Here is a 15,672-nt window from a genome sequence, read left to right on the forward strand (position 1 = left end):
GACATCTGAGTCTTCATAGGACACATGTGCCGACACCCCGCCCTGCAGACGCTGATATGATAGGCACAACGGGATCTGACATGTCACGCCCGCCTCAGCTGGGCCGAAGGGAGCGCACGTATATGAAGTTTGACAACAAGATCATGCTCATCACCTATGCCGATAGCTTGGGCAAGAACCTGCGCGAGCTCGACGAGGTTCTCGCGACGTACTTCGATCAAGCTGTGGGAGGGGTGCACATCCTGCCATTCTTCCCAAGCTCCGCAGATCGCGGTTTCGCACCGATGCGTTATGACATTGTGGATCCCGCGTTCGGCAGCTGGGATGATGTCAGGCGCATCGGACAGAGACGCTACCTCATGTTCGACTTCATGATCAACCACATCTCGCGCCACTCTCCCTACTTCGAGGACTTTTTGGCCAAGAAGGACGCCTCCGAGTTCTCGGATTTCTTCATCCGCTACAAGGACTTCTGGAGAAGGGAGGGCGGCTTTCCCACGCAGGAGGAGGTCGATGCCATCTACAAGCGCAAGCCACGGGCACCCTACGTGGAGGTGCCGTTCGCTGACGGCACGAGCGAGAAGCTCTGGTGTACCTTCGGTGAGGAGCAGATAGACATCAATGTGAAGAGCGAGCGCGCACAGCGCTTCTTCAAAGAGACGCTCGAGCATATGGCCAACAACAACGCATCGATCATACGCTTGGACGCCTTTGCTTACGCGGTCAAGAAGGCGGGTACGAGCTGCTTCTTCGTTCAGCCCGAGACGGGGAAGCTGCTTCAGGAGATGCAGAAGGTGATCGACCCCTTTGGGACGATGGTCCTGCCGGAGATTCATGAGCACTATACCATCCAGATGAAGGTAGCGCAGATGGGCTACTGGATCTATGACTTCGCGCTGCCGGTTCTCACCTTGCATGCGCTCTACTCCGGTGACGGGCGCTACCTCAAGCGTTGGATTGACATGAGTCCCAAGCACCAATTCACGACGCTTGACACCCACGACGGCCTGGGCATCGTGGATGTCAAGGACCTCCTGCCCGATGAGGCGGTGGACTTCACCAAGGAGAAGATGTTCTCCGAGGGAGCTAACGTCAAGAGGATCTATAACACCGAGGCCTACAACAACCTCGACATCTATCAGGTGAATACCACCTACTACTCAGCACTGGGCAATGATGATGACGCCTACCTGCTGGCCCGTGCCATCCAGTTCTTTGCCAAGGGCATTCCCATGGTGTACTACGTGGGACTGCTTGCAGGCGCCAATGACCTCGAGCTACTCGAGGCAACAAAGGAGGGGCGCAACATCAACCGCCACTACTACACGCTCGAGGAGATTGCACGCGAGGTCGAGCGGCCCGTGGTGCGCAGGCTCATCGAGCTCATGGAGCTCAGGAACGCCCACCCTGCCTTCGATGTCGAGGGTGAGTGCGAGGTTACCGTCGGCGAAGGCGGTGCGCTGACGATCCGCCGGACGAGTCCTGATGGCAGCGCCTGGGCGCAACTTGACGCTAGGCTCGCTGAGCACAGCTTCACGCTCACACACTCATAGGAGGAGTTGTGGGCGGGGTTTTGGTTGAGACTCACGGTTAGCGCGCACGCAGACTGCGCCTTTTGGTGACGCCGCGACCGCAGACTGCGCTTTTTCGTTATGCCCCACATGCAGAATGCGCTTTTTCGTAGAGTGCGCCTTTCCTCACCTGGGCAAACGTGGCGCCACCTCACGGAAAAGCGCATTCTGGTCCAGACGCCTCACGGAAAAGCGCATTCTGTCCTGATCGACTCACGGAAAGGCGCACTCTGCGATCCCCAGATCGCGCAAACTGCGCCTTTCCGTCACGCTGCGGCGCCCGGGAGGTGTCGGACAACCCCCCGCCAGGCTGCGGGGCACTATGGAAAGAGGCTCAACTGGGCAAATGCGCTCGAGCAACCCCCCCGCCAGCCTGCGGGGCGGGTTGTGCCAAGTAGCAGAAACGGGGACGACCACGTCTGTGACCGCCCCCGTCCGTCGTGCACCTCTACACGCCCGCTCAAATCGTGCGGGCTCGTTCAAACTACCGCTACGCGAGTCCAGACTCCGACGCGGGAAGTGCCTTTTTCCATAGCGAGATGATGAGGGTACCCACTACAGAACCGATAAGTACGGATGCAGCGTACATCAGGGGATTACCGATGACAGCAATGACCCAGATGCCGCCATGCGGGGCAGGCAGTGTGCAGCCAAAGAGCGCGGAAAGTCCGCCCGCGATAGCCGAGCCGATGATGCAGGACGGCAGCACGTGTCCGGGGTCGGCGGCGGCGTAGGGAATGGCGCCCTCAGAGATGAACGAGAGGCCCATGATGTAGTTTACGAGGCCAGCATCACGATTCGCCTTCGTCCACCTGTTCTTGAAGAAGGTTGTGGAGAGGGCGATGACCAGAGGAGGTACCATGCCGCCCGCCATGACGGAGGCCATGATGATCTGGCCAGTAGTCCCGCCGGGGGTGACGAGCGCCGCTGTGCCGAAGACGTAGGCAGCCTTGTTGAACGGACCACCCATGTCGATGGACATCATGCCACCGACGACGGCTCCCAGAAGCACGATATTGCCCGTACCCATGCCGTTCAGGAAGTCGGAAAGGCCGGTGTTGATGGCGCCAAAGAGCGGGTTCAGGACCAGCATCACGATGCCGATGGCCAAGATGCCCAGCAGCGGGTAGAGCAGGATGGGCTTGATGCCCTCAAGCGAGGCAGGGAGGTTGTCGCACATCCGCTCGATGCCCAGCATGAGGTAGCCTGCTGCGAAGCCTGCGAAGAGCGCGGCGATAAAGCCGCCCGAGATGGTGGTGGGCGGGGTGGCGGCGTTAATGTTGGCAAGATAGGCCAGGTCATAGCCCGTCTTCGCAAAGAGACCGCCGACGAAGCCAGGCGCAAGTCCCGGCCTGTCTGCAATGGACTCCGCGATGTAGGCCGCGAGGATGGGAAGCATCAGGCCAAAGGCCTCGCCGCCGATGGTCTTGAAGAGCGCGGCGGCCGGGATCGTCGAGCCATAGGTAGCGGTGCCTGCCGCCTTGATATCGACCAGGAAGGCGATGGCGGTGAGGATGCCGCCGCCGATAACGAAGGGCAGCATGTGGCTGACGCCGTTCATTAGGTGCTTGTAGAGAATATGTCCGACGGAGTCCTTCTCGCCCGATATCGCTGAGCTTGCTGTGGCGACAGAGCCTTCCTGTACGGGCGCCTCGCCGTTCAGGATGATGTTGATGAGCTTCTCGGGCTCTTGGATGCCTGCGGAGACGTTCGTGGAGTAGACCGGCTTACCCGCGAAGCGCTCGCGCTCGACGTTTTTGTCTGCCGCTATGATGATGCCCTTGGCGTGGGCGATCTCCTCGGCGGTGAGAACGTTCTTCGCGCCTGCGGAGCCCTGGGTCTCGGCCTTGAGCTTGATGCCCATCTCTGTGGCCTTCTTCTCTAAGGCCTCTGCTGCCATGTAGGTGTGCGCGATGCCGGTGGGGCAGGCCGTGATGGCAAGGACTTCGGGTAGGTCACTCTCCGCCTTGGGTGCCGCGTCCTTTTTGGCCTCCTGAGCCTTCTCGGCGTCACGCTCGGCCTCGCCCCGGTCAATGGTCGCGAGGAACTCCTCAGGCGTCTTCGCCGAGCGCAGGGCGTTAGCGAACTCCTCGTGCATCAGGAGCTGAGAGAGCTTTGCCAGCATCTCCAGATGCACGTTGTTCTGTCCCTCAGGTGCGGCGATCATGAAGGCGAGCGTCGCGGGTGCATCATCAGGTGCTTTCCAGTCAACGCCCTTGGCAAGCGTCATCGCGGCTAGGCCGGGCTTCTTGACGGCCTTCGTCTTGGCATGGGGTATCGCGATGCCATCTCCCACCGCTGTGGAGAACTCCCCCTCACGTGCAAGAATCGCCTTCTTGTACTCCACAGTGTCGGCGATGTTGCCCGAGGCATCCTGCAGGGCGACGAGCTGATCTATGGCGTCCATCTGATCGGACGGAACGGCATTGATCTTGATACCCTCGGGTCTCAACAGGTCGGTGATCTTCATGTACCCACCTTTCTCTTGTCCGCCTGCGTGACCGGCGGATGCCAGTTACCTTGTTGGGTCAAGTATGGCTCATTGTCTGTGCGTCCGAGCGGTCTTTTACGCGCACGGTCGGCCTGGTGGGTGTGCGGTGATCAGCGGCTGTTCTGTGGCATCTTGCGCAAGGTTCGAGTGGCAGATACCTGGATGAGAGGCAGATTCCTGGGTCCTGATTCAGGGGCTGGTGGTCAGCGCAGCACGCTTTCGGTTTTTCTGATCACTGGGTCTTAGGGCTCTTGGTCACGGAGGTGTCCGTAACTTTGGTGAGAGGGTCCGTTCCGCCCCGGACATATCGTTATGCTATCGTACTATGCAACTGTGGCCTTAATGCAGAGAGCAAGGAGTGTTCCAACATGTCCGAATACAAGTTCTGTCGCAGGTGCGGGACGCAACTCGGCCCTGACGACAACTTTTGCACGGCGTGTGGGGCACCCACAGATGAGGACTTCTTGGTAGCGGGGGATGGTCTGCCGGTTATGCCGGTGGGTCAGGTTGCGCCCGAGGCCCCCTTGCCCGAGGCCGCTGCTCCCGTACCAGGTGCGCTCGACGTGGCGGCCGCGAGCGGAGAGACCGTGTCATCCGACAATCCGACGGCTATCTGGGGTGGGGCAGACACGGCCGCGATCCCCGAGCCTATGGCCCCCTCTGTGTCGCCAGCCATGGGTTGGGGTCCGTCCCCAGAGCAATCCGGTGTTGCGCCCGATGCTGGCACCGTAGATACTCCCAGTGGTCCCCTTCCTGCCAGTGATGTCTTGGGTCCGTCAGACGTCTCAGGTGGCGCTGAAGCGTTCAACACAGATGGTATTGCTAGCGCGAGCGCCCAGCCATTCGCTTTCGTTCCCCCATACGGTGGGGGTGTTACCGGGGCATCCGATGCCGTTGCCCAGGCACCTGTGACAGCCACCTCGCCTTCGGATGCCGATATCTCTAGCGTGTCTGCTGATACTGATGATCGGTGGTTCGCTAAGGTACTTGACGTCGACGACGCGCCTGCAGCTTTCGCCTCAGCCTCCGGTGGCGACGCGCCCGCTGATGTGCCCGTCGACGCGCCCGCCCCGCCCGCTGATGCGCCCGTCGACGCGACTGTCCCGCCTGCAGCTTTCACCTCAGCTTCCGGTGATGACGCGACTGTTCCGCCCGCTGACGCGCCCGCCATCCCGCCCGCAGCTTTCGCCGCAGCCTCCGGTGGCGACGCGCCCGCCTCGCCCGTAGACGCGCCCGCCCCGCCTGCGGCTTTCGCCTCAGCCTCCGGTGGCGACGCGCCCGCCTCGCCCGTAGACGCGCCCGTAGACGCGCCCGCCCCGCCTGCGGCTTTCGCCTCAGCCTCCGGTGGCGAGGCGCCCGCAGTCTCCGGTGGTGCCCCTATTCCATACCTCGGCGTCTCTGAGCCAGATACGAATGCTCCTGCCTCGTCTGCCAATGCACCCATCATGCCGGTAGACTTGCGGCCGACGGGAGACTCCCCGATGCCGGGAGCTTCGACCGCAGCTACTGTCGATTCAGCTGCCACGAGGAGATCTCCCAAAAGAAAGGTGGCGGCGGGCATTGGAGTGGTCCTCCTTGTCGTCTTAGCGGTACTTGGATTTTTTGTGTACAAGCATTCGCGTGAGGAGGCCGCACGCGACGCAATCGTTGCCACGACGCAATCCATGGTTGCATGTGACGAGGGTCTCCAGCGTCTCGATAGCGTTGCCGAGCTCAACCACTCATACCTGCTCCCTGATAAGACCGACACGGCGAAAGCTGATAAGACCGACACGGCGAAACGCGGACTCGACGAGGCATCCTCCAGCTTGACTGACGCTCGCAGGAGCCTTGAGTCGGCGAAGTCTGATGGGTGGGCTCTTGATGATGACGCGAGGCATACCCTCGACGTGCTCCAGGATGGACTTGATGCCCGTAGAGGTATGATCGACGCCGGTAGCCAACTCGTTAACTCGCTGGCCGACGTCCAGTCGGCTGCAGAGGAGCTGGCTCACCTCATGGCAGATAGCTCGCTCTTCCTGGACTCATCCGATAATGCGGTGAACACCCTGAACAGCTCGTCGCGCTATATCGACCAGATCGACACTACGACTATGATAAACGACCTCGAGAGTGCCAAGAAGTACCAGGCCAGTATGTCGGATGACCTCAGGGCGGCGCGAGAGAAGCTCCCCTCGGCGAATCTCTCTAGCTATCAGACGACCGTCGAGAGGGCGAGCACCATGGTCACTGCGCTTCAAGATATCCTTGATGCCATACAGGCCCAGGATGCGGCGAAGGCCAATGATGCTGCCACGGCGCTCAATGCTGCGATCGATTCGTTCAACGACGCACGCAGGGGGTTGCCTTCGTTGGCTGAGGGTATTGAGTCTCTCGTCCCAGACAACGCGAAAGGCTATGCTAAGGACTATCGCGCTCAGCGCGAGCGGGTGGTTGAGACGCTCGCGGAGCTGGGAGGCAATCCACTGACGAGGGACGTTGTGAACGGCTCGAAGCTTCTCCAGGGAAGTCATGCCTGAGGGACTTACGCCTTTCCCGTGCTGTTGGGGCCTATCGGTGTGACACGGGATAGATCAAGCCCAACCGACTGAGGGCTACCGATCGTAGGGTCATAGCGGTGCGAGAGGAGCTTCCAGGAGTCGTTCGGTCTGGCTCTATGTTGCGCCTCCGCTTCCTTGGCGACAGGCCTCCACAAAGTGTCGAATGATCCTCTGCTGCCTGTCATCATGTCGCCACATGAGCTCGGGATGCCACTGGACGGCGCGGACAAAGCGCCTCTCGGGCATCTCGATGGCCTCGATGATCCCGTCATCAGAAACCGCTGCCCGCGCCAAACCATCAGCAAGCTTGCGAATGGCCTGGTGGTGCCTACTGTTGACGCCGATTGTCTCTTCGCCCAGCAGATGCTTGAGGTAACCGCCCTCAAGCAGGGTCACACGGTGTGACATGCGCTCGAGGGGCGGCTCCATGAAGTGAGGGCACCCTGTGTGGTACTGGCTGGGAAGGTCCTGGTAGAGCGTACCTCCCAAGGCGACGTTGATCGCCTGCATGCCACGGCAGATGCCAAAGACGGGCAGATCCCTGTCGATCGCACGTCTGATGAGGGAGATCTCGAACTGGTCAAGGTCATCGAAGGGTGGATTGACCTGGGGGAGAGGCTCTTCTCCGTAGGTCGCGGGATTTATGTCGACCCCTCCGGTGACAAGGATGCCGTTCACGAGGCCAAGCAGCTGGTCAATGTCGCGTGCGTCATCGGTCAAGGGCAGCATGAGGGGCAGGCCGCCGCAGGCTCTGAGGACGGAAAAGTATCCCGGTCTCACCCCGAGCACCCTTTCGTTGCCCTCATAGTGTGGCGTAACCCCGATGATTGGCTTCATGCGCGTCTGCTCCTGACTGTGTGCTGTCGTGAGATGACTGCCTGCGCGTCTAGCCTAGCGCGATCATTGGAGACTGGCGTGGAGGCTTATGAAATCGCTCAGAATCTATCACCTTGACGCCAGACGCTTGGGAATGCCATTGGCTTGGCCGTGCGTCGGTAATGACCCTGTAACAGCTTCCTTCCAAGACATGCGACTCTCTGGCCAGCCCATTCATGTCAAGAACCTGTCGACACAGATCTAAGTGTGTATAGCTAAGATTTTGGACTTTCCAGCGTTTGCGTGGTGAGCGGGTGGGTAGAACCTTCCTTGGTATACGTGCGGTGGGTGTGACGCCAGGCCACGTCGCTGCCTTTGAGGGAAAGGACCACATGACCTATGAAGCAATTCAAGACAGAGAGCAAGAAGCTGCTCGACCTCATGATCAACTCGATCTACACCAACAAGGAGATCTTCCTGCGTGAGCTCATCTCCAACGCCTCGGATGCCCTCGATAAGTTGAGCTTCGAAGCGATCAAGAACCCTGACCTTGGTGTCGACCAGTCCACGCTTGCTATCAGGCTGTCCTTTGACAAGGAGGCCCGCAGCGTTACGGTAAGCGACAACGGCATTGGCATGACCAAGGCGGAGCTCGACGAGAACCTCGGTACCATCGCCCACTCCGGCTCCGAGCAGTTTAGGGAGGCCAACGCGGACCGCCAGGGCGAGGACATCGACATCATCGGCCAGTTTGGCGTCGGCTTCTACTCGAGCTTCATGGTTGCGACCAAGGTGCGTGTCGTGAGTCGTGCGCTCGGGGCTGACGAGGCCTTCGTATGGGAGTCCGATGGCGTGAGAGGCTACAGCATCGAGCCTGCGGGGGAGGGGGAGCGGAGCGGCGCCGAGGAGCATGGCACCGACGTGATTCTCTTTCTCCGTGAGTCCAGCGAGAGCGACGACACTGACCAGTACCTCTCTGAGGGAGGGCTCAGAGACCTTGTGACGCGCTATTCAAACTACGTGCGCCATCCCATCCAGATGATGGTCACCAAGAGCCGCCAGAAGCCCAAACCAGAAGACGCGCCTGACGACTACAAGCCCGAGTATGAGGACTACCAAGAGCTCGATACCCTAAATTCCATGACTCCCATCTGGAAGAAGCGCCAGAGCGAGGTCAAGCAGGAGGACTACAACGAGTTCTATCAGTCGACCTTCCACGACTGGTCGGATCCAGCTCGCACCGTCAGCTTTCATGCCGAGGGCGCACTCTCGTATGACGCCCTGCTCTTCATTCCCAGTCGGCGCCCCTTCGACCTCTACAGTAAGGACTACGAGAAGGGCCTTGCGCTCTATAGTTCGAACGTCCTCATCCAAGAGAAGTGTGCGGACCTCGTGCCTGATTACTACAACTTCGTGCACGGCGTCGTGGACAGCCCGGACGTCTCGCTCAACATCTCCCGCGAGACCCTGCAACAGAACTCTCAGCTTCGCGCCATAGCCCGCCGCGTCGAGAAGAAGATTCACTCCGAGCTCGAGGATATGCGTGACAACGATCGAGAGTCCTACGAGACCTTCTTCGAGAACTTCGGGCGTGGGATCAAGTTCGGCATCTACAACTCCTATGGCATGAAGGCGGCTGATCTCGCAGACCTCCTGCTCTTCTGGTCGGCCCAAGAGGGCAAGCAGGTGACCTTCGCCGAATACGCAGACGCGATGCCTGAGGGGCAGGACAAGATCTACTTTGCCGCAGGGGACTCGCGCGAGCGCCTAGAGCAGGTGCCTGCCGTGCGCTCCGCGCTTGACCATGGCTTTGACGTGCTCCTGTGCACACAGGACGTGGACGAGTTCATGTTTCAGGTCATGCGAAGCTGGCACCAGGATGGCACTGAGGGCGACTCTGAGCACGAGGGTGCAAAGGAGCGCGACCTCGAGCTCGCGAACGTCGCAAACGCCGACCTCGACTTTGCGACCGATGACGAGAAGGCCGAAGCCGAGAAGGCCACGAGCGAGCACCAGGAACTCTTTGACGACTTGAAGGAGAGTCTCGGCGACAAGGTCACAAGTGTGAGGGTCGCGGCGGGACTCGGCGACGCCCCAGCGACGATAGCGTCCGAGGGACCCGTCTCCCTCGAGATGGAGCGTGTCATCAGCCAGGGTCCCGACGCCGACGCGGCAAGCGCACCCAAGGCCCAGCGCGTCCTGCAGCTCAACGCCACCCATCCAGTCTTTGCCAAGCTCGTTGCGGCTAAGGAGGCAGGTGACAAGGACCGCCTTGCGCTTCTGGGATCGATCCTCTACGATCAGGCGCTGCTTGTCGAGGGACTTCCCGTTGATGACCCCGTTGAGTTTGCGAGAAACGTCGCCAAGCTCATGTAGGGTGAGGGTGCCTGCTGTGGAATCCTGCCTTTTCCCGGTCGGTCTCGTTGCTACCGACGCAGCGATGGTGACGCTCACTGCTTGATCGCTCGCTGCTGATGTGAAAAGTAGGTTTCGAGAACTGGTGTGTATAGATATGTATATGTAGTTACGCTACATTTCTACCAGCGGTAGTAAAATATCCGTGAGAGTTGATGAGTGTCAAACAGAGTGATTGGATACAGCATGCGTAAGGTCAAGACTTTCGAGGGCAAGCGGCGCACTTACGATACCGAGAAATCGACTGAGGTTGCGAAGCGCACCATCGGTGAGTTCGGCGATTCTGCGGGCTACGAGGAGATTCTCTACCAGACTAAGCAGGGCCTGTACTTCGTGGTGGGTCTCGGTGGAGCGGACTCGCCATATCCCAGCGAGGACATCAAGCCCCTCACGAAGAGTGAGGCCGCAGACTTCGAGGCGTAGGTCTCGTGTCAATCGTTAGATTCGAGTTGCAGCAAAGGCCTTGAGGGGGGACCGGCAGCGCTGTTGTTGGTCCCTCTCTTTTTTGGCCCTTAGCTCGTTGACGTTTCGTTTGAGAGATACCCTCTGAGGTTGATGCGCTATTGCGCCAGACGTTCCTATGAGGAGAACATGTTCCTTTCGGCAAACTCTGCTTGAACCGTGCGGAACATGAGGTCGACGTCCTCGAGGCCGAGATGCGTCTCCTTTTGGTTGGCCTTGAGCGTACCGCGTCGCCGTGCCCAGTTCTCGAGCGTGGCGGGCTTCGAGTCGTGGGGGAGGGTCTTGTATTCGGGATCGATGCGTCGACAGATGTCGCGCGTGTCGATGGGAGTGATTCGACCTGCCTTGCGGGCCTCCGCGTAGCCATCGATCTGCATCATGAACCAGGAATCCTCGAAGGACGCGTTGTGTGCCATAAAGGGGTACATCTCGAGTGTCGCAAGGATGGCCCGCTGCATCTTGTTGTGCTGGCGCAGTGGCTTCTTACCTGCGAGATCGTCCCAGCTGATGTGATGCACGAAGGCAAGGGGAACACCCTTTTCCCGGTAGAGCTCAGGGATACCGCAATAGGAACTAAAGGGATGCTCGGGCTTTGCCGCCGGCGTAAGCCTCATGAATTCGATGCCTATGTTGATGATGTAGCCACGCGAGGGATCGCGATCGGTTGTCTCTATGTCAATGCCGCAAACGATGCCCGAGACGGGTGCCTCCACGTAGGCCACGCCAAGATCTTGGCCACTGGGACCTGCGACCTTTATGACCTCCTCCACACTGCGGTGCTGGAGGGCCGCCACACCACGGATCAGGTCATCACCGGAGAGTTTGCGCGAAAGGGTGGTTGGGGCGACGTCGCGCAGGCGCTCGACTCCATAGCTGTCACAGCTCGTACGATTGCGATCGGCAAGGTTGCGAACGAGGTCAAACGAAAAGGGCTCCTTGCCCGCAGGCGCGTTCGCCCACGCGTCCATCAGAAGGCCGATGGCCTCCTCGTTCTTCTCGCGCTCTGCGGTGAGCGTCTCGTCATCCGAGAGAAAGCCGGGAAAGACGAGGGCGTTCGCGTGTTCAAGTGCCTGGGAGAGGTTCATGTGGATACCCTTGTGGTCGTGTTTGCTTGTGACGCATCACAGAGCCGAGGCTCTTGATGTCAAGTGTAGCTGCATGGGGACTTCTTCGTCCGAGATACCCATCCGCCACGCCCTCACCACTCACGCCCTCACCACTCACGCCCTCACCACTTTGTGCCAGTCGGTCTGTGCAAAGCAGCGGATAATATCCCAGAATCCGCAGGCACTCACATAAAGGCGTTTGCCCAGTTGGGGCCAAAGCTATTGTGCCTCAGAACCTGCGGGGCATGGGTTAGGCTGCGGTGGTCGCGGTTACGGGAGCAGCAGTAGCTGCTGTGGGGTCCCAAACATCACCCAAGGCACGGTGGGCGTCGAGGATGGCCTCGCAAAACACGTTGCCGTGGGGTGTCGACGTCCGCCGTAGCCTACCGTCCTTGTAGGCGATGAGGCGGTGGCGTGGCACAGGGCGCCATGCGTTCCTCTCGTTCTCGCCCCCAAGCGGGAGGGTGGAGAAGATGATGCCCGATGCGCTCGCAGTGTCCCTCGTATCGCTGCCTACCTTTCCGGTGTTGCCTATACCTGCCTCCTCAGCTGTGACCTCGCGAGCATACAGCGTGACCTCAGAGGTGTTGGTATGCACGTAGGTGTACGCACCGTCATCCAAGATGAGGTTGAGCTTGTTGTGGTTACCGAGCTGGACTATCGCCCCGGCGAGCACGTCGAAAGTATCAATGAAGTCAAGCCTCCCACCCTGGCGCGCCGCCGCCTCGTCAATGACATCGATCAGGAAGAGTAGGATGCGCTCCGAGTCGGTCTGGCCCACCTCACGCTGCTCGTATCCCCAGAGCAGTCCCTCGTTAAAGAGAATGCCATTGTGGATAAGTGTCCAGCTGCGCCCCGTGACATCAGTCGCCAGGAAGGGATGGCAGTTGGCGACATCGAGCGTTCCGCAGGTAGCCTTGCGAATGTGTGCCTGTAGGTGACGGGCCTCCATAGGCCTCGACAAGAGCCGTGCTGCGAGTGCAGACTCGTATGCGGGAAGGGGCTCGCGCCAGAGGGTGACGCCATCGTCGCCCACCATGCCTTCGGCTGGCGTACGAAGAGAAACGCCCCAGCCGTGCGGATTCGCATGACTGTGTCCAAAAAATTCTGTAAGGTAGCGATTGACACGTACAGGAGTAGCCGAATTGACGGCAAAGAGCTCGCACATGGGAAGTCCGATCGACGACGGATTACAGGACGTAGGCACGTTCGCACATCCGACAACAGCATGTGTCACTGCTTATCATTGCGAATTGCATACGTCCACTTCCCTTCTACAAACGCCGCGCACCATTGAGCTTACTTCATCTGACGCGCTACGATTCTATCCATATGTATCTATCAATAAGCCGTAAAGCACATTACGTCTTCGTTACATTTTGTCGAGTAGACGCGTAGACGCCCCTACGTTGCCCGAAGGCTACAGGAGCCTCAAGGAACTCTCCCACGCTGGCATGCAGCCAATCCAGCGCTGGCATGCAGTAAAAAGGGGTAGCCCATCAAGGCCACCATGCGTCTTGGAGCGCCTTAGTGGACTGACGGGCTACCCGGTTCCCATGACCTGACGTGGGGTCGAAGGACGTTTGTCCTTTGTCTCTATTCGTCACCGAAGCTGATGCCCATGAACTTGGCCTCCCTGACGAGGTCGCTCTTGGGGTCTACATACTTGAGCTTGCCCGCTACCTCCTTGAGTGGGACGCGACACATCTTGTTGTTGACCTTGGCGACCATGAAGCCGTACGTGCCCTCGAGACAACCGCGGGCTGCCTCGACGCCGCACTGTACCGCAAAGATACGATCCTGGGCGTCAGGCGCGCCACCACGCTGGGTATGTCCGGGAACACCCACGCGAACCTCGCGCCCTGTGCGCTCGGCTATTTCGTTGGCAATGTCATAGGCAACGGAGTACTTGCGCTCCGCAACGATTTTCTTGTACTCCTTTTTGGGGAGTGCGGCTTCCTTCTTCGAGATAGCTCCCTCGGCTACGGCGACGATTGCGAAGCGGCCGCCCGCCGCCTCGCGCCGCTCGATGGCCTCGATAACGTTCTTCATCTCGTAGGGGATCTCGGGAAGCAAGATGACATCCGCGCCGCCCGCGACTCCCGCGTGAAGGGGGATCCATCCCACCCTGTGTCCCATGATCTCGATCACAAAGACACGACCGTGCGAGCTTGCCGTAGTTTTGATCTCATCAATGAAGGTGGTTGCGACGTCGATCGCGCTTGTGAAGCCAAAGGTGATGTCTGTGCCCCAGGTGTCGTTGTCGATGGTCTTAGGTAGGGCGATGACGTTGAGCCCCTCCTCGCGCAGGCGGTTTGCCGTCTTGGTTGAACCGTTGCCGCCGAGCATGAATAGGCAGTCGATTTGCAGCTTGTAGTAGGTCTGCTTCATGGCTGCGACCTTGTTGACACCGTCCGCCTCGGGTGTGTCGAGCAGCTTGAAGGGGGTGCGGCTCGTGCCGAGGATGGTACCGCCTTGGGTGTGGATGTTTGAGAAGTCCGCCCAGGTCATCTGCAGGAATTTGCTATGGATGAGGCCGTGGTAGCCGTCAAGAAAGCCGTAGATCTCAACGGGACCCTTGGATTGCCGGATGATGGTCTTCACGATGCCGCGCATGGTGGCGTTCAGGGCCTGGCAGTCTCCTCCGCTGGTCAGCAGTCCGATCCTGAGCATGGTGCTTCCTCTCCCCTAGGCGCCGGAGTGTGGCGGCGCGTTGCAGTCCATTTGATTCTGGCACAACTGAGCGACCATGCTGCCGTGGACTCTCCGTGTATCTGCAAGTGGTTGCTCGAGGTACGTTGACAGAGGCCTTGTGGGGTAGGGCAGTGAGGTGTCCAGCGATTGGCGCATGCGTAGCCCGCACGCAAGCTCTATGTTCGAGCATGAGGTTTGAGGACGTTGGCGTGCGCGACGCATCTGTCGCCTATGCTCCGTTGACATACATTGTCAAGCTGTTAATTCCCACCATGACACTTGACATTACTCGTTCCAGACCGTAGGGTAGCAATGTGCGTAAGGGGGTAGGACCCCTTGGCGATAGACAAGATGAGGAGGGGCGGCATATGCGTGAACCAATGATGGCATTGCAGGGTTGCACATGTTGTCGCGAGAAGTTCTTGCCCCTCTTGTCCTGTGTGGAGGGTGCCTGTCGCTGACGCGCGAAGTCGCTGTCCGTGTTCGGGACACCCATCAAAAACAGACAGTCGAGAGGGGACGCGTGAGCGTCCTTTTTTATTGTGCACGGGTTCGACCATCCGGCGTGGCTGTTGCCGGTATGGCGCCCGTCGCAGGGATCGCGGCGCCCGACTGGGCGGGCCTCACGGGCTTTCGCACAATCCTTTGGAGGATATCATGAGATACGCACATACAATTGAGGCAATCATCGGATCAACCCCACTTATCGATCTCTCTGCCATTGCGGGTGGCAAGGCTACCATCCTTGGAAAATACGAGGCAAGCAATCCTGGGGGTTCGGTGAAGGACCGCATCGTGCTCACCATGCTGGACGCTGCAGAGGCCGACGGCAGCCTCATGCCTGGTGGCACCGTGATCGAGCCTACATCTGGAAACACCGGTGTCGGTCTGGCGATGCTCGCAGCGAGGCGAGGGTACAAGGCAGTTCTCGTTATGCCCGAGACCATGTCCGTCGAGCGTCGCAAGCTTGCGGCGAGCTACGGGGCACAGATTGTCCTTACGCCAGGCGGCGAGGGCATGAGCGGTGCCGTCAGGCGCGCTGACGAGCTGAGGGACGAGACACCCGGCGCCATCGTTGTGGGTCAGTTCGTGAATCCGGCAAACCCACAGGCGCACTACGAGATGACCGGTCCCGAGATCTGGGCCGACACCGAGGGTGACGTGGACGTCCTCGTTGCTGGCGTGGGCACGGGCGGTACCATCTCCGGTGCAGGGAGATTCCTCAAGGAGAAGAGGCCCTCCGTTCGCGCCATCGCCGTCGAGCCCTCCGAGAGTCAGGTGCTGGCCGGCAAGCCCGCTGGGGCTCATCGCATCCAGGGCATCGGTGCGGGATTTGTTCCTGTGACCTATGATGCCAGTGTGGTAGACGAGGTCGTGCCCGTGACCTCCGAGCGTGCCATAGCCATGAGGCGACGCCTTGCAGAGGAGGTGGGTCTGCTCGTGGGCATCAGCTCGGGCGCTGCAGTCGAGGTTGCGAGGGTGTTGGCCGAGCGCCTCGACTACGCTGACACGACGATAGTGGCTGTGCTCCCCGACACCGGAGAGCGCTACCTCTCGATGGGGCTGTAGGTGAGTTT

10 protein-coding genes are annotated in these 15,672 nt (G+C 59.8%); 5 read left to right on the plus strand and 5 right to left on the minus strand.

Going from position 1 to position 15,672, the window contains the following annotated elements:
* The first annotated feature begins 122 nt into the window (after positions 1-122).
* On the plus strand, positions 123-1,553 hold the full coding sequence (gene gtfA, locus ADJ70_RS02490; protein ID WP_050343202.1) for a sucrose phosphorylase: 1,431 nt from the start codon (positions 123-125) through the stop codon (positions 1,551-1,553).
* A gap of 508 nt (positions 1,554-2,061) precedes the next feature.
* Here the strand turns inward: gtfA and ADJ70_RS02495 are convergent.
* Entirely contained in the window at positions 2,062-4,041 is a 1,980-nt protein-coding gene (locus ADJ70_RS02495) for a fructose-specific PTS transporter subunit EIIC (RefSeq protein ID WP_050343204.1), read from the minus strand.
* 389 nt (positions 4,042-4,430) lie between these two features.
* On the opposite strand from ADJ70_RS02495, the gene ADJ70_RS14450 reads away from it, so the two are divergent.
* Positions 4,431-6,581, plus strand: a complete 2,151-nt coding sequence (locus ADJ70_RS14450; RefSeq protein WP_157051367.1) for a zinc ribbon domain-containing protein — start codon at positions 4,431-4,433, stop codon at positions 6,579-6,581.
* A 135-nt stretch (positions 6,582-6,716) separates the two neighbouring features.
* Here the strand turns inward: ADJ70_RS14450 and ADJ70_RS02505 are convergent, their stop codons facing one another.
* Positions 6,717-7,439 carry a gamma-glutamyl-gamma-aminobutyrate hydrolase family protein gene (locus tag ADJ70_RS02505; RefSeq protein WP_050343208.1) on the minus strand — a complete coding sequence of 241 codons (723 nt, stop codon included), beginning with the start codon at positions 7,437-7,439 and terminating at the stop codon, positions 6,717-6,719.
* A 378-nt stretch (positions 7,440-7,817) separates the two neighbouring features.
* On the opposite strand from ADJ70_RS02505, the gene htpG reads away from it, so the two are divergent.
* Entirely contained in the window at positions 7,818-9,794 is a 1,977-nt protein-coding gene (gene htpG, locus ADJ70_RS02510; protein WP_050343210.1) for a molecular chaperone HtpG, read from the plus strand.
* Positions 9,795-10,019: 225 nt separating this feature from the next.
* A complete protein-coding gene (locus tag ADJ70_RS02515) occupies positions 10,020-10,256 on the plus strand; it encodes a hypothetical protein (RefSeq protein WP_050343212.1) in 237 nt (78 codons plus the stop codon).
* Between the two features lie 155 nt (positions 10,257-10,411).
* Here ADJ70_RS02515 and ADJ70_RS02520 read toward each other — a convergent pair whose 3' ends face one another.
* From ADJ70_RS02520 to ADJ70_RS02530, 3 genes are all read right to left on the minus strand, one after another.
* Positions 10,412-11,380: a DNA polymerase gene (locus ADJ70_RS02520; protein ID WP_050343213.1), complete on the minus strand. Its 969-nt coding sequence runs from the start codon at positions 11,378-11,380 to the stop codon at positions 10,412-10,414.
* A gap of 271 nt (positions 11,381-11,651) precedes the next feature.
* Positions 11,652-12,569, minus strand: coding sequence for a class II glutamine amidotransferase (locus ADJ70_RS02525; RefSeq protein WP_083444077.1), 918 nt, complete (start codon positions 12,567-12,569; stop codon positions 11,652-11,654).
* Between the two features lie 428 nt (positions 12,570-12,997).
* Complete coding sequence (locus ADJ70_RS02530) at positions 12,998-14,074, minus strand: 6-phosphofructokinase (RefSeq protein WP_050343217.1); 1,077 nt, start codon at positions 14,072-14,074, stop codon at positions 12,998-13,000.
* A gap of 678 nt (positions 14,075-14,752) precedes the next feature.
* On the opposite strand from ADJ70_RS02530, the gene cysK reads away from it, so the two are divergent.
* Positions 14,753-15,664, plus strand: coding sequence for a cysteine synthase A (cysK, locus tag ADJ70_RS02535; RefSeq protein ID WP_083443757.1), 912 nt, complete (start codon positions 14,753-14,755; stop codon positions 15,662-15,664).
* Positions 15,665-15,672: the final 8 nt, after the last annotated feature.

This window comes from Olsenella sp. oral taxon 807 (genome assembly GCF_001189515.2).
Taxonomy (GTDB): Bacteria; Actinomycetota; Coriobacteriia; order Coriobacteriales; family Atopobiaceae; genus Olsenella_F.

Bases quoted from the DNA above. Each gene is read 5' to 3' on its own strand.
- gtfA (WP_050343202.1), top strand. From the start codon at position 123: ATGAAGTTTGACAACAAGATCATGCTCATCACCTATGCCGATAGCTTG.
- ADJ70_RS02495 (WP_050343204.1), bottom strand. From the start codon at position 4,041: ATGAAGATCACCGACCTGTTGAGACCCGAGGGTATCAAGATCAATGCC.
- ADJ70_RS14450 (WP_157051367.1), top strand. From the start codon at position 4,431: ATGTCCGAATACAAGTTCTGTCGCAGGTGCGGGACGCAACTCGGCCCT.
- ADJ70_RS02505 (WP_050343208.1), bottom strand. From the start codon at position 7,439: ATGAAGCCAATCATCGGGGTTACGCCACACTATGAGGGCAACGAAAGG.
- htpG (WP_050343210.1), top strand. From the start codon at position 7,818: ATGAAGCAATTCAAGACAGAGAGCAAGAAGCTGCTCGACCTCATGATC.
- ADJ70_RS02515 (WP_050343212.1), top strand. From the start codon at position 10,020: ATGCGTAAGGTCAAGACTTTCGAGGGCAAGCGGCGCACTTACGATACC.
- ADJ70_RS02520 (WP_050343213.1), bottom strand. From the start codon at position 11,380: ATGAACCTCTCCCAGGCACTTGAACACGCGAACGCCCTCGTCTTTCCC.
- ADJ70_RS02525 (WP_083444077.1), bottom strand. From the start codon at position 12,569: ATGTGCGAGCTCTTTGCCGTCAATTCGGCTACTCCTGTACGTGTCAAT.
- ADJ70_RS02530 (WP_050343217.1), bottom strand. From the start codon at position 14,074: ATGCTCAGGATCGGACTGCTGACCAGCGGAGGAGACTGCCAGGCCCTG.
- cysK (WP_083443757.1), top strand. From the start codon at position 14,753: ATGAGATACGCACATACAATTGAGGCAATCATCGGATCAACCCCACTT.